Origin of the sequence: Micromonospora tulbaghiae, from assembly GCF_900091605.1 — a bacterium.
Classification (GTDB): domain Bacteria; phylum Actinomycetota; class Actinomycetes; order Mycobacteriales; family Micromonosporaceae; genus Micromonospora; species Micromonospora tulbaghiae.
In genome coordinates, this window is record NZ_FMCQ01000002.1 from 443,485 (window position 1) to 462,030 (window position 18,546).

The 18,546-nt window shown below is 73.8% G+C and carries 14 protein-coding genes and 1 pseudogene; 7 read left to right on the forward strand and 8 right to left on the reverse strand.

Annotated elements, in window-relative coordinates; translation table 11 throughout:
- Positions 1 to 56: 56 nt before the first annotated feature.
- Entirely contained in the window at positions 57 to 2,126 is a 2,070-nt protein-coding gene (locus GA0070562_RS07045; protein ID WP_091417266.1) for an RICIN domain-containing protein, read from the forward strand.
- Between the two features lie 317 nt (positions 2,127 to 2,443).
- The gene (locus GA0070562_RS07050) at positions 2,444 to 3,433 is read left to right on the forward strand and encodes a LacI family DNA-binding transcriptional regulator (protein ID WP_175438669.1); all 990 of its coding nucleotides are present in this window, start codon (positions 2,444 to 2,446) and stop codon (positions 3,431 to 3,433) included.
- A 115-nt stretch (positions 3,434 to 3,548) separates the two neighbouring features.
- Here the strand turns inward: GA0070562_RS07050 and GA0070562_RS07055 are convergent, their stop codons facing one another.
- The 3 genes from GA0070562_RS07055 to GA0070562_RS07065 are packed head-to-tail and all read right to left on the reverse strand — an operon-like array spanning position 3,549 to position 5,982.
- On the reverse strand, positions 3,549 to 4,175 hold the full coding sequence (locus tag GA0070562_RS07055) for a copper resistance CopC family protein (protein ID WP_091417270.1): 627 nt from the start codon (positions 4,173 to 4,175) through the stop codon (positions 3,549 to 3,551).
- A 20-nt stretch (positions 4,176 to 4,195) separates the two neighbouring features.
- On the reverse strand, positions 4,196 to 5,422 hold the full coding sequence (locus GA0070562_RS07060) for a Dyp-type peroxidase (RefSeq protein WP_091417273.1): 1,227 nt from the start codon (positions 5,420 to 5,422) through the stop codon (positions 4,196 to 4,198).
- Positions 5,419 to 5,982 (reverse strand): copper chaperone PCu(A)C, encoded by a 564-nt coding sequence (locus GA0070562_RS07065; RefSeq protein ID WP_091417277.1) that lies wholly within the window; start codon positions 5,980 to 5,982, stop codon positions 5,419 to 5,421. The genes GA0070562_RS07060 and GA0070562_RS07065 overlap by 4 nt, the downstream gene beginning before the upstream one ends.
- Before the next feature lie 228 nt (positions 5,983 to 6,210).
- On the opposite strand from GA0070562_RS07065, the gene GA0070562_RS07070 reads away from it, so the two are divergent.
- Complete coding sequence (locus GA0070562_RS07070; RefSeq protein WP_013286817.1) at positions 6,211 to 6,615, forward strand: Fur family transcriptional regulator; 405 nt, start codon at positions 6,211 to 6,213, stop codon at positions 6,613 to 6,615.
- A gap of 35 nt (positions 6,616 to 6,650) precedes the next feature.
- Here the strand turns inward: GA0070562_RS07070 and GA0070562_RS30980 are convergent.
- The 3 genes and pseudogenes from GA0070562_RS30980 to GA0070562_RS07085 form a co-directional block, all read right to left on the reverse strand.
- Positions 6,651 to 6,800: pseudogene (locus GA0070562_RS30980) on the reverse strand (SCO5389 family protein); the annotation flags it as partial.
- Positions 6,801 to 6,938: 138 nt separating this feature from the next.
- Positions 6,939 to 12,401 (reverse strand): ATP-binding protein, encoded by a 5,463-nt coding sequence (locus GA0070562_RS07080; RefSeq protein ID WP_091417281.1) that lies wholly within the window; start codon positions 12,399 to 12,401, stop codon positions 6,939 to 6,941.
- A gap of 235 nt (positions 12,402 to 12,636) precedes the next feature.
- On the reverse strand, positions 12,637 to 12,867 hold the full coding sequence (locus GA0070562_RS07085; protein ID WP_071094595.1) for a DUF2188 domain-containing protein: 231 nt from the start codon (positions 12,865 to 12,867) through the stop codon (positions 12,637 to 12,639).
- 175 nt (positions 12,868 to 13,042) lie between these two features.
- On the opposite strand from GA0070562_RS07085, the gene GA0070562_RS07090 reads away from it, so the two are divergent.
- A complete protein-coding gene (locus GA0070562_RS07090) occupies positions 13,043 to 13,693 on the forward strand; it encodes a class I SAM-dependent methyltransferase (RefSeq protein WP_091417284.1) in 651 nt (216 codons plus the stop codon).
- A gap of 12 nt (positions 13,694 to 13,705) precedes the next feature.
- Here GA0070562_RS07090 and GA0070562_RS07095 read toward each other — a convergent pair whose 3' ends face one another.
- Both GA0070562_RS07095 and GA0070562_RS07100 read right to left on the reverse strand, forming a co-directional pair.
- Complete coding sequence (locus GA0070562_RS07095; RefSeq protein WP_244253764.1) at positions 13,706 to 14,908, reverse strand: sugar efflux transporter; 1,203 nt, start codon at positions 14,906 to 14,908, stop codon at positions 13,706 to 13,708.
- A 56-nt stretch (positions 14,909 to 14,964) separates the two neighbouring features.
- Positions 14,965 to 16,539: an FMN-binding glutamate synthase family protein gene (locus tag GA0070562_RS07100; RefSeq protein WP_091417290.1), complete on the reverse strand. Its 1,575-nt coding sequence runs from the start codon at positions 16,537 to 16,539 to the stop codon at positions 14,965 to 14,967.
- A gap of 40 nt (positions 16,540 to 16,579) precedes the next feature.
- On the opposite strand from GA0070562_RS07100, the gene GA0070562_RS07105 reads away from it, so the two are divergent.
- The 3 genes from GA0070562_RS07105 (at position 16,580) to GA0070562_RS07115 (ending at position 18,519) form a co-directional block, all read left to right on the forward strand.
- Complete coding sequence (locus GA0070562_RS07105; RefSeq protein WP_091417294.1) at positions 16,580 to 17,191, forward strand: RNA polymerase sigma factor; 612 nt, start codon at positions 16,580 to 16,582, stop codon at positions 17,189 to 17,191.
- Positions 17,184 to 17,897 (forward strand): hypothetical protein, encoded by a 714-nt coding sequence (locus GA0070562_RS07110; protein WP_091417297.1) that lies wholly within the window; start codon positions 17,184 to 17,186, stop codon positions 17,895 to 17,897. The genes GA0070562_RS07105 and GA0070562_RS07110 overlap by 8 nt, the downstream gene beginning before the upstream one ends.
- A gap of 67 nt (positions 17,898 to 17,964) precedes the next feature.
- A complete protein-coding gene (locus GA0070562_RS07115; RefSeq protein WP_091417301.1) occupies positions 17,965 to 18,519 on the forward strand; it encodes a hypothetical protein in 555 nt (184 codons plus the stop codon).
- Positions 18,520 to 18,546 lie beyond the last annotated feature (27 nt).

Sequence of the window (18,546 nt, forward strand, 5' to 3'; positions counted from 1 at the left end):
GCCGTCGTCGGCGCGTGCCGCCGCGCCCGGGCTCCGGTCGACGAAGGAGGATCGTGGTGACGGCTCGACTGTCCCGTGGACGTGGAAGCCTGTCCCGGCTGCTGGCCGGGGTGGTGGCGCTGCTTGTCGGCGGCGTGGTGGTGGGTGCCGTGCCCGCGCCGGTATCGGCCGCCACGGTGGACACCAGCGCGTACTACGTGCTGGTGAACCGCAACAGCGGCAAGGCGCTGGACCTGTACAACCAGGCGACGAACGACGGCGCGCGGATCACCCAGTGGACGCGCAACGACGGCGCCTGGCAGCAGTGGCAGTTCGTGGACTCCGGCGGTGGCTACTACCGGCTGCGCTCCCGGCACTCGGGCAAGGTGCTCGACGTGACCGGCGCGTCCACCGCCAACGGCGCGGCGGTGGTGCAGTGGACCGACCACGGCGGCACCAACCAGCAGTTCCGGCTGGCCGACTCCGACAGCGGGTACGTCCGGCTGATCAACCGGAACTCGAACAAGGTGATGGAGGTGCAGAACGCCTCCACCGCCGACGGCGGCAACATCGTCCAGTACGACGACTGGAACGGCGCGAACCAGCAGTGGCAGCTCGTCCGCGTCGGCGACAACCCGGGCAACCCGGGCGGCAGCTTCACCAACCCGGCCGTCTGGCAGGACTTCGCCGACGTCGACATCATCCGGGTCGGCGACGTCTACTACATGTCCGCCTCCACCATGCACTACTCGCCCGGCGCGCCGGTGCTGCGCTCCTGGGACCTGGTGAACTGGGAGTTCGCCGGGCATTCCGTACCGCGGCTGGACTTCGGCTCGAAGTACGACCTGAGTGCCAGCGAGCACGCCTACGTGGACGGCATCTGGGCGTCGACGTTGAACTACCGGCCGAGCAACCGCACGTTCTACTGGGCCGGCTGCATCGACTTCGCGCAGACCCACATCTACACGGCGGGCGCCGTCGACGGCGCGTGGAGCCGGCTGGCCACCATCCCCAACTGCTACTACGACGCCGGCATGCTGATCGACGACAACGACACCATGTACGTCGCGTACGGCAACGGCACGATCAGCGTGGCCCAGCTCTCCGCCGACGGGCGCAGCCAGGTCCGGGCCCAGCAGGTCTACCAGACGCCGTCGAGCATCGGCACGCTGGAGGGCGCGCGTTTCTACAAGCGCAACGGCGCGTACTACATCTGGTTGACGCGTCCGGCCAACGGCCAGTACGTGCTGAAGTCCACGAACGGCCCGTTCGGCCCGTACGAGCAGCGGCAGGTGCTGCTCAACCTGCCCGGCCCGATCTCCGGCGGCGGCGTGCCGCACCAGGGCGGGCTGGTGCAGACGCAGACCGGCGCCTGGTACTACATGGCGTTCACCGACGCGTACCCGGGCGGGCGGATGCCGACGCTGGCGCCGATCACCTGGACCTCCGACGGCTGGCCGCAGGTGCAGACCGTCAACGGCGCCTGGGGTGCGAGCTACCCCAACCCGCTGCCGACCCGCCCGGTCAAGCCGCTCACCGGCACCGACACGTTCTCCGGCACCACGCTCGGCGTGCAGTACGAGTGGAACCACAACCCGGACAACAGCCGGTGGTCGGTGAACGACGGCCTGCGCCTGCAGACCGCGAGTGTCACGAACGACCTGTACCGGGCCCGCAACACGCTGACCCACCGCATCCAGGGCCCCACCTCGACCGGCACGATCGAGCTGGACTACTCGGGCATGCGCGACGGTGACCGGGCCGGCCTGGCGATGCTGCGGGACAGTTCGGCCTGGATCGGCGTACGGCGTGACAACGGCGCGACCCGGGTGGTGATGACGAACGGCCTGACCATGGGCTCGAACAACTGGAACACCACCAGCACCGGTACGGAGATCGCCAGTGCGGCGGTGTCCGGCGGGCGGATCTGGCTGCGGGCCAACGCCGACATCCGGCCCGGCTCGGGACGGCAGGCGCGCTTCTCGTACAGCACCGACGGGGTGAACTTCGTACCGCTCGGGAACGCGCTGACGCTCAACAACGCGTGGCAGTTCTTCATGGGGTACCGGTTCGGCTTCTTCAACTACGCCACCCAATCGCTCGGTGGCGCGGTGACGGTGCGGCAGTTCTCGCTGACAACACCGTGACAACGGTCACCATTCGCGGCCGTTGACACATCTTCAATAGCCCGGGGTGGGGCACCGGCAATCGCCGGAAATGCCGCACCCCGGGCTCAATTCCACCGCTCCCGAGCAGCCTGTTCACGCCGCTGCGTATCGGAAGGGAATGAGCCGTCGGCCGATTCCGCGATATCGCCCCGCCACGGTGGGAACGGTCGACCCACGGTGCCGATACCGATGGGACCGCTGGCGTAGACTGTCGCCACCCGGGCCGGTCCGGTCGAGATCGACCGGGTGTGGCCGCGGGCAGTGGCGAAAGTGAGGTGGCCGTGCGCGGTCCTGCGATGACGGACGTGGCCCGCCTCGCCGGGGTGTCGCACCAGACGGTCTCCCGGGTGCTCAACGGGCATCCCAACGTGCGTGAGCAGACCCGGCTGCGGGTGCAGGCCGCCATCACCGAACTCGGCTACCGGCCCAACCGCGCGGCCCGCGCGCTGGTGACCGGCCGGTCCCAGGTCATCGGCGTGGTCGCGCAGAACACCACGCTCTACGGCCCGGCGTCACTGCTGGCCGCGCTGGAGCAGGCGGCCGCCGAGGCCGGTTTCGCGGTGAGCGTCGGCAGCGTCAGCGACCTCGACCACCGCTCCATCTCGGCCGCCGTGGAACGGCACCTGGCGCACCGGGTCGCCGGCATAGTGGTTATCGCGCCGGTCGAGTCCGCCGGCGAGGCGCTGGAACGGCTGCCCCAGGACGTACCGCTGGTGACAGTCGACGGCGACCCACGGCGGCCGATCCCACTGGTGACAGTCGACCAGGTCGCCGGCGCCCGGGCGGCCACCGAGCACCTGCTCGCCGCCGGGCACCGCACCGTCTGGCACGTGTCCGGCCCGTCGGACTGGTTCGACAGTGCCGGCCGCATCGAGGGTTGGCGCGAGGCGCTGCGGCAGGCGGGCGCCGAGATCCCCCCGCTGGTCCCGGCGGACTGGTCAGCGGCGGCGGGCTACCGGTGCGGGCAGATGCTGGCCCGGATGCCGGAGGTCACCGCCGTCTTCACCGCCAACGACCACCTGGCGCTGGGCGTGCTGCGGGCGCTGCACGAGCACGGCCGCCGGGTCCCCGACGACATCAGCGTGGTCGGGTTCGACGACGTGCCCGAGGCGGCGTACTTCATCCCGCCGCTCACCACGGTGCGGCCGGATTTCGGCGCGGTCGCAGCGGCCAGCCTCGACCTGCTCCTGGCCCAGATCGAGTCGCCGACCGTCGGGCCGCTGCGGCAGACGATCGCGCCGACGCTGGTGCCGCGCCGCAGCGTCGGCCCGCCGCCCGCCCGCTGAGCCCGCGGCCTGCTCACCGTCGCCGGCCCGCTTGAGGGGCCGGCGCTCGCTCACCCGAGGCCGGCCCGCCGAGGGCCCGTGCACCCCGCCGCCGATCCCGCCGTGCGTCCGGTCGTCAGTGGTCCGTGCGACGAGCGCGCGCCCGGCGCGCGACCAGCAGCGCGATCCCGGCGACCACGAGCAGCCCGGCGACCGCCCCACCGGCGAGCAGCGCGACCGGCGGGCCGTCGTCGCCGGCCCGCGGACCGGAGGCGTCCGGCTCGTCCACGGCCGACGGGCCGCCGGACGCGCTGCCCGCGCCCGCCGCGGTGTCCGCGCCGGTCGACGCGGGCGCCGCCGCCGACGCGGAAGCCGACGGCGCGGGCGCGGCCGGGTCGGCGACGGTGAAGCGGTACGACCCCTGGACCGGGTGGCCGTCGCGGGACACCACCCGGTAGGCGACGGTGTAGGTGCCGTTGCCCAGCGGCTCGTCGATCGTCACCGTGCCGGTGACGCCGTCCACCGCCGGCGCGGAGGTGGGCACCTTGCGCTGGCCGGCGTCGCTGACCGTGATGGTGGTGAAGGAGGGGTTCAGCCGTTGCAGGAACCGCAGCGTGACCTGCGTGGGCGCGGCGGTGAGCCGGGCGTCGCGCGCGGGCGTGGCCCCCTGGAGCGAGTTGTGCGCCGCCGCGGGCGTGGCCGGGACCAGCAGCAGCGCGGTGAGGACCGCGGCGAGCAGCGCGGTGACGGATCGGGTACGCATGACGCGCCTTCCTGTGGTGGTCAGCCGAGCAGTTGCCGGCCGATCCAGCCGCCCTCGGGGCAGCCGGGCGGTACGGCGAACACGGCGGAGCCGATCGGGGTGGTCCACTCGTTGAGCAGGTCGCGCTCGGCGAGCCGGCGCTGGACGGGCAGGAACTGGCGGGCGATGTCGGCCTGGTACGAGGCGAAGACGAGCCCGCTGTCCGCGTTCCCCTCGGGGGTCGGCACGCCGTCGTAGTTGTAGGGCCGGCGCAGGATCTTCTGCCGGTCGTCGGTGACGCGGGCGCGGGTCAGGTGCGAGAAGTCGGGGATGACGGTGAGCCCGTCCGGGCCGAGCGCGGCGAAGTCCGGCTCGTCGTGTTCGGTCCGGCCGGTCAGCGGCGCGCCGGTGTCGAGGCGCCGCCCGACGGCGAGTTCCCGGTCGCTGCGGCCCAGCAGGTCCCAGGTCTCCAGGTTCATGCTGATCCGCCGCACCACGAGGGTGGTCGAGTCGCGCAGCCAGTCCGGTCCGTCGGTCACCCACACCGCGGTGTCGGCCGGCGCGCCGGGCTTCGGGTTGGCGGTGCCGTCGAGCTGCCCGAACAGGTTGCGCTGGGTACGCCCCGGCTCGGCGCCGGCCGCCCGGCGGAACCCCTGCTGCACCCAGCGGACGACGGCGAACGGGCGGCTGTCCTTGACCAGGACCCGCTGGGTGTGGGCGACGGTGAGCGGGTCGTCGGCGCAGATCTGGAGCAGCAGGTCCCCACCGGACCAGCGGGGTTGCAGCCGGTCGATGCCGAACGCGGGCAGCTCGGCCACCGAGGCGGGCCGGCGCTCGTCGAGCCCGGCGGCGGCGTAGAGCCCGGGACCGAAGCCGAACGTGACGGTGAGCCGGGCCGGCAGCACGCTCAGTTCGGGCTCGGTGTCGGCCAGCGCCGGGCGGCCCTGTGTGAGCCGGGCCGCGTCGTCGGAGAGCAGCCGCAGCATCCGCCCGAGCGCCGCCCGGTCGGTGCCGGGGCGCAGCGTGAACGCGACGAACGCCGCATGCGCCTGCGGGTCGGTGGTGACCCCGGACTGCCGGGCGCCGTGGAACGGCTCGACCGCGCTGCCCACCTGTGCCACCGGAACGGGATTGTCGGGGCGTACCCCCTGGGGACGGACGGCGGCAAGGGTGCCCGCGCCGGCCAGCGCGCCCCCGGCGGCCATCGCGCCGCCGGTGAGCAGGCCACGCCGGCTCACCCGGCGGGCGGGTGCGCCGGTGCCGGTCATGAGGCCGGGCTCGCGCCGTGTCCGGGCGCGTACGTCTCCTGGGCGCCGGTGAACGGCTTCGCCACGGCGGTGAACGTCTGGGTCCGGCCGTCGGCGAAGGTGAGCGTGATGTCGAGCTGGTCGCCGGCCCGCACCGGGCGGGTGAGGTCCATCAGCATCAGGTGGTCGCCGCCGGGTTCCAGGGCGGCCCGGGACCGGGCGGCGACCACGACGCCGCCCTGCTTCTGCCGCATCGCCATCTTCCCGTCGGTCATGGCCATCTCGTGGATCTCGGCCCGGGACACGTCGGTGCTCACCCCGGTGATCGTGACGTCGGTGTCGCCGTCGTTGGCGAGCGTGGCGAACGCGGCGGTCATGCCCTTGTCGGCGGCCTTCACCCACGGGTCGCGGACGGTGAGCACGCCCGCCGCCGCGCTCGCCGCCGCCGACGTCGAGCCCGATGCCGCCGGGGCGGTGGACTCCGTGCCGGAGGATCCGCAGGCGGTGACCGACGCGGCGAGCACGGCGGCGCCGATCAGGGCCGCCGTGCGCGGCAACCGGCGGGTGGTGGTGCTGGGCATGACGTCGTCCCCTCGAAGATCCGGTGTTCGTACCGTTGGTCGGCGCGGTACGCCGGATAGTTCCGGCCGGGGCGGTCAGGCACGTCACACCCGGCCGGCGGACCGTCGTGGACCCGGGATCGGCGGTGCGTCCGGAAGGCATAATGGTTCCGGGTGTCACGTGGCGCGCCGGGCGCGGCCGCGGCCGGACGAGGGTGCCGGGCGGGCGCCCGGACGAGGGAGGCGACGGTGACCCAGGCGACGACCGGGGCGACCCGCAACACCCGCCAGCGCGCCGAGGTGCTGGCGCTGCTGCGGGAGTTGGACGGCTTCCACAGCGCGCAGCAGCTGCACCAGATGCTCGTCCAGCGGCAGGCGAAGGTCGGCCTCACCACGGTGTATCGGACGCTCCAGATGCTCGTCGACAACGGCGAGATCGATTCGGCCCGGCTGCCCGGCGGCGAGCACCTCTACCGCCGGTGCAGCCAGAGCCGCCATCACCACCACCTGGTCTGCCGCCGCTGCGGCCGGGCCGTGGAGGTGGCCGGCCCGGCCGTGGAGCGGTGGGCCGACCAGGTCGCCGCGCAGCACGGCTTCACCGACGTCGGGCACACCCTGGAGATCTTCGGCACCTGCGACCGCTGCGCCGCCTGAGCCCTCGCGCGATGACCCGCCCGCGCCGGGACGGAACGCGGCGACCGGTGGCAGTTCCGGAACGCCGGCGTCACCCCGAAGTGCCGCTCCAGGCCGGCGCGGATCGCGTCGCCGGCCAGCGCGCGCAGCAGTTGCCCGCGCTTGGCGTCGCCGGGCGGCGGCACCACGTTGTCGGCGAACGACATGTCTCCTCCGGAGCGCTAACGAACACGGCTTCCATTCCCAACTGAGCGCGCCACGCGGCCGGCAGCCCGTCAGGCACCGGCGCACGCGAAACGGCGGGCGGACCCGCAGGCCCGCCCGCCGTCCGGCGGTGGAACGTGTCAGCGCAGGCGCGCCTCGATCGCCTCGATGACACGGGGACGCAGCTCGGCGGCGCGGATCACCGCGTCGACCGAACCGACCTCGACCGCGCGCTGGATGCTGTGCACCCGGTCGAACTCGGCGGCCACCTCGCCCAGCTTCTCCGCCCGCACCGACGAGCGCAGCTCGTCCAGCTCGGCGGTGAGCGTCGCCCGCTCGGTGCCGGCCGCGGCGGCGACCTTCGCCTCCAGGTCGCGTACCCGGGGGTCGGCGGCGGTGCGGGCGGCGACCTCGCCGGCGAACACCACGGCCGCGGCGGGCGCGCCACCGAGCACCGAGGCGAACGACCCCTCGATCGCCAGCACCGTCATGTCCGGGTTGAGCGCCTTGGAGAATACCACGAACGCGCCGCCGTGGTAGCGCGAGATCACGCAGAACACGATCGGGCCGCGGAAGTTGACGATCGCCCGGCCGATCTCCGCGCCGTACTCCAGTTGCAGCTTGCGCATCGACTCGGGTGAGCCGTCGAAGCCGGACAGGTTGGCCAGCACGACCAGCGGCCGGTTGCCGCTGGCCGCGTTGATCGCCCGCGCGGCCTTCTTCGACGAGCGCGGGAACAGCGTGCCCGCGGTGTAGGTGTCCGGGCCGTCGGTGGGCGGGAAGCCGTGCCGGGGCACCGAGCGGGACTCGATGCCGAGCAGGCACACCGGGATGCCCCCGAGGTGCACGTCCTGCACCACAGCGGTCTCCGCGTCGGCCATGCCGGCCCACCGCTCCAGCACCGGGTGGTCCTGGTCCGCGAGCGCCCGCATGACGGTACGGATGTCGAACGGCTTCTTGCGGTCCGGGTTGGCGGTGGCGGAGAAGATCTCGCCGACCGTGGCGAAGTCGCTGCCGGCGACCGCGTGCGGGTAGCCGCAGACGTCCCGGTCCACCGGGTCCATGGTGACGGCCCGGCGTGGGGCGTGCTCGCCCGGCGCGACGTAGGTGTGGTCGTAGTGCGCCATCAGCACGTCCCGCGCGGCCGGCAGGTCCGGCGCCCAGTACTGCGCCTGCCCGTTCGGGCCCATCACCCGGTCGTAGCCGCCGATGCCGAAGTTGTCCTCGGCGGAGACGCCGCCGGAGAAGTCGAGCGACTGCTTGCCGGTGAGCACCATCGCCGAGTCCGGCGTCATGACCAGCACGCCCTTGGTGTGCATGAGCATCGTCGCCTCGGCGTTCCAGTACGGCTGGGCACCGACGTTGATGCCCGCCACCACGATGTTGATCTCACCGCCGTCCTGGGTGAACTCGACGATGCGCTTGAGCGCCGCGGCCACCCAGTCCATGTTCTCCGTACCGGAGGTCATCGAGATCCGGGCGCCGGCGCTCAACGCGTACCACTCCAGCGGCACGCCCATCCGCTGCGCCAGGTCCAGCGCGGCGATCACCCGCCGGCACTCCGGCTCGGACAGCGCGCCCAGCGACTTGGTCGGGTCGCCGAGCAGCACCACCCGGGTCACGCCCTGCGGGTGCCGCGGCGTCGGCGTGGTCACCACTCCGGCCACGATCGCGGCGGTGTTGCGGCCCTTCGGCCGGTCCACCGGCACCAGCTGGTGGTCGGCGTCCAGGTCGTGCTCGACGAAGTCGCCCAGCAGGCCGGTCAGCTCGTACGGGTAGACCGTGTTGCGGCCGGCCGCGCGCAGCACCTTCAGCCGGTAGTCGTCCAGCGGCTCGACCGGTTCGGCCGGCGGCTCGCCCACCGTCAGCTGCGCGTGCCCGCTCACGTCGAACGTGATCCGCACGCCCACCTTGGTCAGCTCGCCGGTACGGCGGTCGCGCTGCCGCGCGATGAACAGGATCTCCTCCAGTTCGGCGCCCACAGTGGTCGGGCGTACCCGCCCGGCGATCAGCTCCATCTCCTCGCGGGTCAGCTCGCTCGGCGGCCACACGTAGACGACGATCCGGTTGGTCGGGAACCGCGACTTCGACGGCCGCCGCGACTGCGCCCGGCGGATCGAGTCGATGCAGGCCGCCACCGTGTCCTCGGTGGTCGGCAGCGCCACCAGGCGGCCGTCCTGCTCCCGCAGCCCGGTCAGGTCACGCACCTGCGCGAACGCCACCAGCCGCTGGTCGGACGGGTTCTGCCGGGCCACCGCCTGGAACAGGTAGACCTCCTCGTCCAGCGACGGCAGCCGGGTCAGGTCGAACTCGCGCAGCCGTTCCAGTTGCATCCGCTGCGCGATGTACGGGTGCAGGCCGCGGATCAGCCGCTCCTCGGCCATCCCGCCGCCCTCGGCGGGGCGGAACGTGACGTGGTGGTGCATCACCGCGCCGCCGCGCCCGGCCACGGTGGTGGTGAGGCGGCGTACCTGCTGCGGCAGGGGGTGCGCGTTGACCACGTCCAGCAGCGCGGCGGCGGTGGCGTCCAGGTCCGCGGGCTGGTTCTCCCAGGCCAGGTAGACGTCCGCGTCGACGGCCTCGCAGTCGCGGGCCACCTCGGCCAGGCCGCGCAGCGCGTCGCCGAGCGCGTCGAAGCGTACGGCGGCCGAGACCACGCTCGACCCGTCCCGCCCGGCCACCACGAACGTGCAACCACCGGTGGTGCGGGTGCGGACCTCGGTGACCGCCTTGTTGCCGTAGTAGCGGCGGGTCAGCACCTCCAGCATGGCCACGTTGTCCAGGTCGTCGCGGACCAGGCGCTGACCGAGCAGCCGGACCAGCGGTTCGGTGCTGCGGACCATCTCGGCGATCCGCTCGGCGCGGTCCGGCGCGTCCGGCTGCGCGTCGAGGTGCCGCAGGTGGGTGCGGACCTGGGCGTAGACGCGGGCCCGGTTGCGGCGCAGCAGCGGCTGGGCGAACCAGGCGAACACCACGCCCCGGGCCAGGTCGGCGACGACCGGGAAGCGGACCTGCGTCGCCGCGACGAGGCGCTCCAGCGCGAGGCCGGCGGGCTCACGCAGCGCCTCGTCCGGCGGCGGCTCGCGCAGCCAGGAGCGCAGCAGCGTGGCGATCACCGCGGCGTCCGCGGCGGCCCGCTGCTGGGCCAGGAAGATCCGGAAGACCGCGGCCTCCAGCTCGGGGGAGCGGTCCAGTTCGGTGACGTCGTAGTGGGCGAGCGCCTTCGCGAGGCGGGTCCGGAACGACTCCGGGGAACCGGCCCGCTCGACGTCGAGGCTCTGCAGGTAGGTGTGGAAGTATTCGCGGGCGCTGTGCACGTGCCCGGCCGGCCCGTCGTCGCCGGGGCGGTTGCGGCTCAGCTCGGCCAGGTCGGCGAAGACGTTCACCAGCTCCAGCTCCTCGGCCAGCGGCCGGTGCCCCGCCTCGGTGGCCGCGCGCCGCGCGTCCAGGTAGTCGTCGAGCACCCGGCGCTCGTCGTGCGGGTCGACGTCGTAGCCGAGCAGCAGGGCGCACAGGTCCTCCTGGCCGCGCTCGGCCCGGGACCGCGCCGGCACGTCCGCCGGCGCCACGGGCAGGTCCAGCTCGACAACGGGACCGGCCGGGCCGTCGGCGGCCTCGGCGTCGTCCTCGGCGACCGGCTCCAGGCGCAGCAGCGGCGCGCCCGCCTCCACCTGGGTGCCCACCGCCACCGACGACTCCTTGAGGCGGGCCCGGAACGGCGCCCGCAGCACCGTCTCCATCTTCATCGCCTCCAGCACCAGCACCGGCGCGCCGGCCTCGACCTCCGCGCCGACCTGGAGCGGCGTGGCGACCACGAGCGCCGGCATGGGGGAGCGCAGCACGCCGCCCTCGTCGCGACTGATCCGGTGCGTCACGCCGTCCACCTCGACCAGGTGGATCGGGCCGTGGGTGTCGGTGAGCAGGCGGAAGCGGGCGCCGTTCACCGCGATCTGGCCGGTGTGCCGGTCGAAGCGGTCCAGCTCGACGTCGGCGGTGCGGACGTCGCCCCCGGCCTCGACGCCGACGCGGAACCGGTGCGCGCCGACCCGGGCCACCCGCATCCGGTAGGTCACGCCGCGCAGCTTCAGGTCCAGCGGCCGGCCGCTGCGGTGCTGCACCTGCGGACGTCCACCGGCCGCGGTGGACAGCAGCCGCTGCCGTTCGGCGGTCTCGTCCTCCTCGTACGCCTCGATCGCGGCGGCGGCGAGCGCCACGGCGGAGTGCCGGTGCGCGACCAGGCGGCCCTCGCCGCGTACCCGGTCGATCCAGCCGGTGTCCGCGCTGGCGTCGATCACCTCGGGCTGGTCGAGCAGGTCGAGCACGAAGCTCTTGTTCGTCGCGCCGCCGGCGATGACCACAGTGGTGTTCGCCATGGCCCGGCGCAGGCGGCCCAGCGCCTCGTCCCGGTCCCGGCCGTACGCGATGATCTTGGCGATCATGGAGTCGAAGTCGGCCGGGATGGTGTCGCCCTCACTGACCCCGGTGTCGACCCGGATACCGGGACCGGCGGGCAGGTCGAGCCGGGTGATCCGGCCGGGGGAGGGGGCGAAGTCGCGGTCCGGGTCCTCGGCGTTGAGCCGCGCCTCGATGGCGTGCCCGCGCTCGACCGGCGGCTCACCGCTCAGCCGGCCGCCGCCGGCCACGTGCAGCTGCGCCTTGACCAGGTCGAATCCGGTGGTCGACTCGGTGATCGGATGCTCGACCTGCAGGCGCGTGTTGACCTCCAGGAACGCGAACAGCCGGTCGCCCGGGTGGTAGAGGAACTCGACAGTGGCCGCGCCCCGGTAACCGACCGCCACCGCCAGGCGCTCCGCCGACGCCTTCAGCTCCGCGGTCTGGTCCGGGCTCAGCACCGGCGAGGCGGACTCCTCGATCACCTTCTGGTTGCGCCGCTGCACCGAGCAGTCCCGTACCCCGAGCGCCCACGCGGTGCCCTGGCCGTCCGCGATCACCTGGACCTCGACGTGCCGGGCGCCGGTGACCAGACGCTCCAGGAACACCACGCCGCTGCCGAACGCCCGCGCCGCCTCCTGGCTGGTGCGCTCGTAGGCGTCGGCCAGCTCGGCATCGCTGCGGATGACCCGGATGCCGCGCCCGCCGCCACCGGCTGTGGCCTTGAGCATCAGCGGATAGCCGATCGAGGCCGCCGCGCGCAGCGCGTCCTCCAGGCTCTCCACCGCGCCGCGGCTCCACGGCGCGACCGGCACGCCGACCTCCTCGGCGATCAGCTTCGCGCCGATCTTGTCGCCGAGCTTGCGCATGGCGTCCGGGCTCGGCCCGACGAACGTCACGCCGATCTTCTCGCACAGTTCGGCGAACGCCGGGTCCTCGGCCACGAAACCCCAGCCGACCCACGCGGCGTCCGCGCCGGTCTCGACCAGCGCGCGCTCCAAGGCCTTGAGGTCGAGGTACGGGCGGGCGGACGCGGGGCCCAGGTCGTAGGCGACGTCCGCCTCGCGGACGAAGGTGGCGGTACGGTCGACGTCGGTGTACAGCGCGACGGTCTCGATCCGGCTGCCGGTCTCCGCGGCCAGTTCCCGGACCGCGTGGATGAGCCGCATCGCGGCCTCACCACGGTTGACGATGGCGACACGGGTGAACACGTGACCGTCCCCTTCGGTTGACCCACTCCTGCGCGCCGGGCGCGGCGATGCCCCCGGCTCGCCTCACCTTTCCGCCTGTGCGCGGGCGGCGCCATGTCGTAACGGCCGAAGCCTGAGCGGGGACCGTTGTGGGAACCGAACAAAAGTTTTTAGCCAGCCACTCACTACCCGTCGGTACGCGATACGGCGCCGGACCCGCTCGGGTCCGGCGCCGTATGGCGTCTGCGCTGCGTGCTCAGCCCGGGATCTCCCGGGGGTCGCGGCTGCGGGGGTACGTGTTCTTCTCGCCGATCGTGCCGTCCTGCTTCTTGATCACGTGCTCGGTGCCGCGCTCGGCCGCCATCTCCCGGCCGGCCGCCTCGGCCTCCGCCTTGGTGTCGTGGCGGCTGGTCGCGCGCTCGTTGCCCTCCGGGCGGTTCTTCCACTGCCCGTCCTGCTGGTAGGTGTCGATGTCGCCCTTCGCCATGCCGTCAGCTCCCTCGTTCGCGTGTCCGATGACAAATGTCTGCCCACGGGCGCGGTGCGTTAATCCTGCGGTCGCTCAGCGGTTTGCCGGAACGGCAAGGTTCCTTGCTGTTCGGTCCGAGGCGACGCACGATGGCGGGGCCGGTCGGGAGACGACCGGCGGCGAGGAGGCAGACATGACGGGGCACCACCACCACGAGCACCCGGCGTACACCGACCCGGCCCGGTTCTGGGACGAGCGGTACGGCCAGCGGGACCGGATCTGGAGCGGCCGGGTCAACCCCGTCCTGGCCGAGGTGGCCGGCACGCTGACCCCGGGCACCGTGCTCGACCTGGGCAGCGGCGAGGGCGGCGACGCGGTGTGGCTCGCGTCGAAGGGCTGGCGGGTCACCGCCGTGGACATCTCGTCCGTCGCGCTGGACCGCCTCGCCGTGGAGGCCGAGCGGGCCGGGGTGGCCGACCGGATCACCACCGTCCGGCACGACCTCACCCAGGGCTTCCCGCCCGGCCGCTACGACCTGGTGTCCGCGCAGTTCTTCCAGTCGCCGCTGGTCCTGCCCCGGGAGAAGGTGCTGCCCCCGGCGGCCGAGGCGGTCGCGCCCGGCGGCCGGCTGCTCGTCGTCGAGCACGGCGCGCCGCCGCCCTGGGCCGGGCCCGACACCGGCCACCACCGGTTCGCCGAACCGGAGGAGATCCTGGCCGCGATGAACCTCGACCCGGACGGCTGGGACACCGAGCGGCTGGGCGCGGCGCGCCGTACCGCCACCGGCCCGGACGGCCAGACCGGCGAGCTGATCGACCACGTGGTGCTGGTGCGGCGGCGCTGACCGCCGCGCCGGTCAGGCCCGCGCGGACGGCCGGGTCAGCAGCAGCACCAGCAGCCCGGCCGCGCACAGCGCGGTGCTCATGCCGTACGCCCACCGGTAGCCGACCTGCGCGGAGATCCCGAGCAACGGCCCGGCGAGCATGGCCCCGATCGGGAACGTGTTGGTGAACAGCGTGGTGGCCCGGCCCGGCTCGCCCGGCAGCAGATCCTGCACGTAGGCGATGCCGACGCCGGACACCGCGGCGATGAACAGCGCGTTCACCGGCTGCGCGAACAGCAGGAACGGCACGCTCGGCGCCAGCGCGGCGGTCGCGTAGTAGGCGACCCCGCAGGCGCCGCCGACCAGGACCAGCGTCCGCAGCCGGACCCGCGCGGTCAGCGCGCCCAGCCCGAGGATCAGCGGGATCTCCAGCGCCGCGCACAGGCCCAGCACCAGGCCGGCGCGGGAGGGGTCGTCGTTCAGTTCGGTGTCGATCAACAGCGACATCGCCTGCACGCCGACCGTCAGCGGGCACTGGAGCAGGACGAACGTGAGCGCCGTCAGCGCCAGCCGCAGCCGGGACGCGCCGGGCGGGCCGGGCGCGGCGCCGTCCGAATCGGCCGCGACCGGCCGCGCCGGCAGCGGCAGCTCCTCCAGCCGGAACGCGGCCACCAGCGCGGCCAGCGCGTACATGACGGCGGCCATGCCGTACACCAGGCGGAAGCCGCCGACGTCGAGCAGCACCGCGGCCAGCGCCGGCCCGGCCACCCAGGCCAGCGAGAACACGGTACGCATGAGGCTGACGCCGAACGCGGCCCGCGCCGGATCGTCCCTGTCGAACAGCGCCCGGGTGTACGCGAACGACTGCGGGAACAGCGAGTTCGCCAGTGCCGTGGCGGTCGCGGTCAGCGCCAGCAGGATCCAGTAGTCGCGGACGTACGCGGTCAGGCCCGTGCCCACCACGCCGGCCAGCGCGGCGCCGACCAGCAGCGCGCGCCGGATCGGCCGGCGGTCCGACAGCCGGCCGATCAGCGCGGAGGCGACCACGCCGGACAGCGGGGCGACGACCAGGAACACGGTCACCCGTAACGGGCCGGCGTGGACCTCCCGGTCGAGGAACAGCGACAGGAACGGCAGCACCACGGCGGTGGACAGGCCGACGGTCAGGAACACCACACCCAGCGGGAGCAGCCGGAATCGGCCGGCGCGCACCGCCGGCCTCGTGTCCACAGCCATGCGGCGGACTGTACGCGGCGGCGGTGCGGCGGCCGACCGAGTTTCCGCTGTCCGGGCTAGCCGACGGCGGTGGGGGAGGGCGGTGCGCTGCCGCCCTGCGGGGCCTCGGCCGTCATCAGCCGGACGATCTCCGCCCGGTCCGCTGCCGACGGCATCCCCCACTCCGGCCGGTAGCCGAACGCCCGGTCCAGCGGGATCGACGAGGTCCGGCCGTCGAGGATCTCCACCGAGTCGGTGCCGATCAGTCCGGGATGCTCGACGCCGCACGCCTCGGCCACCTTCACCAGGTCGCGGCGCAGCGTACGGATGTAGTTCGCGGCCCGCACCGACTTGCGGGCCGGGTCCAGACCCCGGGCCAGCCAGGCGTTCTGCGTGGCGACGCCGGTCGGGCAGGTGTCGGTGTGGCACTTCTGCGCCTGGATGCAGCCGATCGCCAGCATCGCCTCCCGCCCGACGTTGACCATGTCGGCGCCGAGCGCGAACGCCACCACCGCGTTGTCCGGCAGGCCGAGCTTGCCGGCGCCGACGAACACCACCTGCTCGTGCAGGTCGCGTTCGGCGAACGTCCGGTAGACCCGGGAGAAGCCCTGCTGGAACGGCAGCGAGACCGAGTCGCTGAAGATAAGCGGTGCGGCGCCGGTGCCGCCCTCGCCGCCGTCGACGGTCACGAAGTCCACGCCGCGCCCGGTGTCGCGCATCAGCGTGGTCAGCTCCTCCCAGAACCCCAGGTCGCCGACCGCGGACTTGATGCCGACCGGCAGACCGGTCTCGGCGGCGAGCAGCTCCACCCAGTCCAGCAGGCTGTCGCAGTCGGAGAACTCGGCGTGCCGGGACGGGCTGACGCAGTCGCGGCCGGCCGGGATGCCCCGGGTGGCGGCGATCTCGGCGGAGACCTTCGCCGCCGGCAGCAGGCCGCCCAGGCTCGGCTTGGCGCCCTGGCTCAGCTTGATCTCCAGCGCCCGTACCGGCTCGGCCGCGACGAGGTCCTTGAGCCGTTCCAGGCTGAACCGGCCGCGCTCGTCGCGGCAGCCGAAGTACGCGGTGCCGAGCTGGAAGACCAGCTCACCGCCGTTGCGGTGGTACGGCGACAGCCCGCCCTCGCCGGTGTTGTGCAGGCAGCCGGCCAGCGCGGCGCCCCGGTTGAGCGCCTCCACCGCGTTGCCGGACAGCGACCCGAAGCTCATCCCGGAGATGTTCACCACCGACTCCGGCCGGAACGCGTGCGCCCGGCCGCGCGCCGCGCCGAGCACCTTGGCGCAGGGCAGCGTCACGTCGTGCCCGGCGGTCGGCGCCGACGGCGGCACCGCCCGGCCGAACGTGCGGTGCTTGATGATCGGATAGCCGGCGGTGTGCTCGATGTCGTTGTCGGTGCCGAAACCGAAGTAGTTGTTCTCCTGCTTGGCCGAGGCGTACACCCAGCGCCGCTGGTCGCGGGTGAACGGCCGCTCCTCGTCGTTGCCGGCCACGATGTACTGCCGCAGCTCCGGGCCGATCGACTCGATCAGGTACCGGGCCCGGCCCAGCACCGGGAAGTTGCGGCGCAGCGCGTGGTCGCGTTGCAGCAGGTCCCGCGCCGCCAGCGCGGCGACGGCGGCGACGGCTGCGGGTACGGCTCTTCTCGCCCAGCTCATCCCGCCACTCTTTCCGGCCCGGCACCCGGTCAAACGCCGGATGGAACCCGGCCGCCCCGGGCGGTGTCATGGAAGCAGACCGACGGCGGAGGCTGCCCTGGACGACGAAGAACTCGTCACCCGCGTACGCGCCGGCGACCGGGAGGCGTACGAAGCCCTGGTCGCCCGGCACACCGCGTCCGCGTACCGGACGGCGGTGCTGCTCGGCGCCGGTCCGGACGCCGAGGACGTGGTCCAGGAGGCGTTCGTGAAGGCGTACCGGAAACTGTCCCGCTACCGGTCCGAGGCGTCGTTCCGGTCCTGGCTGCTCGCGATCGTCGCCAACGAGACCCGGAACCTGCACCGGACGCGCAACCGGCGGGACGGGCTGACGCTGCGCGCGGCGGCGGCCGACCCGGTCGCGACGGTCACCGCCGACGACGGGCTCGGCGCCGTGCTGGCGGCCGAGCGACGGGCCGCGCTGGTCGGGGCGCTGCGCCGGCTACCCGAGCGCGACCGCGAGGTGATCGTCTGCCGCTACCTGCTCGACCTCGGGGAGGACGAGACGGTGACCGTGCTGGGGCTGCCCCGGGGCACCGTGAAGTCACGGACCCACCGGGCGCTCGCGAAGCTGCGTGCCCTGCTGGACCGGGAGGGGGCGCAACGTGGATGACCTGGAACGGGAGCTTCGTGAGCTGACCGGCTGGCTGGAGCCGGCGCGTACGCCCGACCTCACCACGCGGGTCCGCGCCCGGCTCGACGCGCCGGCGCCGCGCCGGCGGTGGCGGTACGTGCTGGCCGCCGCGCTCGCCGCCCTGCTCGTGGCGGCGCTGCCCCCGGGCCGGGCGGCGGTCGCCGGCGCGGTGACCGGGCTGCTGCGGTTCTCCGGTGTCGTCGTCGACACCGCACCCGCGCCGCCACCCGCCGGCACGCCCTCACCGCTGCCCGCGCAGCACCAGGTCGCGCTCGCCGAGGCGCAGCGGCAGGTCCGCTTCCCGATCCGGGTGCCGGCCCGCCTCGGCGCGCCGGAACGCGTGCTCGTCGCCGATCCGGACGGCACCGGCGCCCACCGGGTCGTCAGCCTGCTCTACCGCGGCGGGACGGTCCGGCTGGACGCCTTCGACGGCTCGCTCGACATCGTGTTCCACAAGCGGTCCGCCGGGGCGGACGTGACGCTCACCCAGGTCGGCGGCGAGTTCGCGATCTGGGTCGGGGGTCCGCACGCGCTCGCGTACGTGGACCGCTCGGGCACGGAACGGGTCGCCACCGCGCGGTTGTCCGCCGCCACGTTGATCTGGGAGCGGGCCGGGGTGAGCTACCGGCTGGAGGGGGATCTCACCCGTGAGCAGGCGCTCGACGTCGCGTCCTCGGTGGAGTGAGCGCGGCGGGAACCTCGGGGCGCCGGGCGGTGTCCTGAAGACGAGAGTCGTCGACGGGGGAGGCCGGATGTCCGTTCCGAGAAGAGTCCTGCTGGTGTCGGTCCTGCTGCTGGCCGGTTGCAGCGGCCCGGCCGCTGTCCCGGCCACCACGCCCGCCACGGTTCCGGCCACCACGCCCGCCACGGTTCCGGCCACCACGTCCGCCACCGAACCGGCCGTGCCTGCGGCCTGCGCCGAACGGCTGGAGACCGGCCGGCTGCCGGACTGGGCGGACGCCGGGTTCAGCGGCGACACCCGGGTGCGGCACGTCTTCGGCACCCGGGGCGACATCGTCGCGATCCTGTTCGCGTACCCGCTGGTGCACGCGCGCGACGACGGCGCGAACAACAAGATCCTCTGGGTGGCCCGCCCCGAGACCGGCCGGTCCGATCCGGCGCAGCGGACCCCGCTGGTGATCACCGCGACGCGGGACGGGACGGACACCCCGGTCGTCCGGGAGGTGGACGGCGGACCCGGGCCGTCCATCGTCGACCTGCCGGCCGCCGGGTGCTGGCGGCTGCGACTGGACTGGTCCGGCCGCACCGACACGATGGATCTGGTCTACCGGCCGGCGCCCCGCTGACCGGCATGGCCGCTGCCGGTCCGGGTA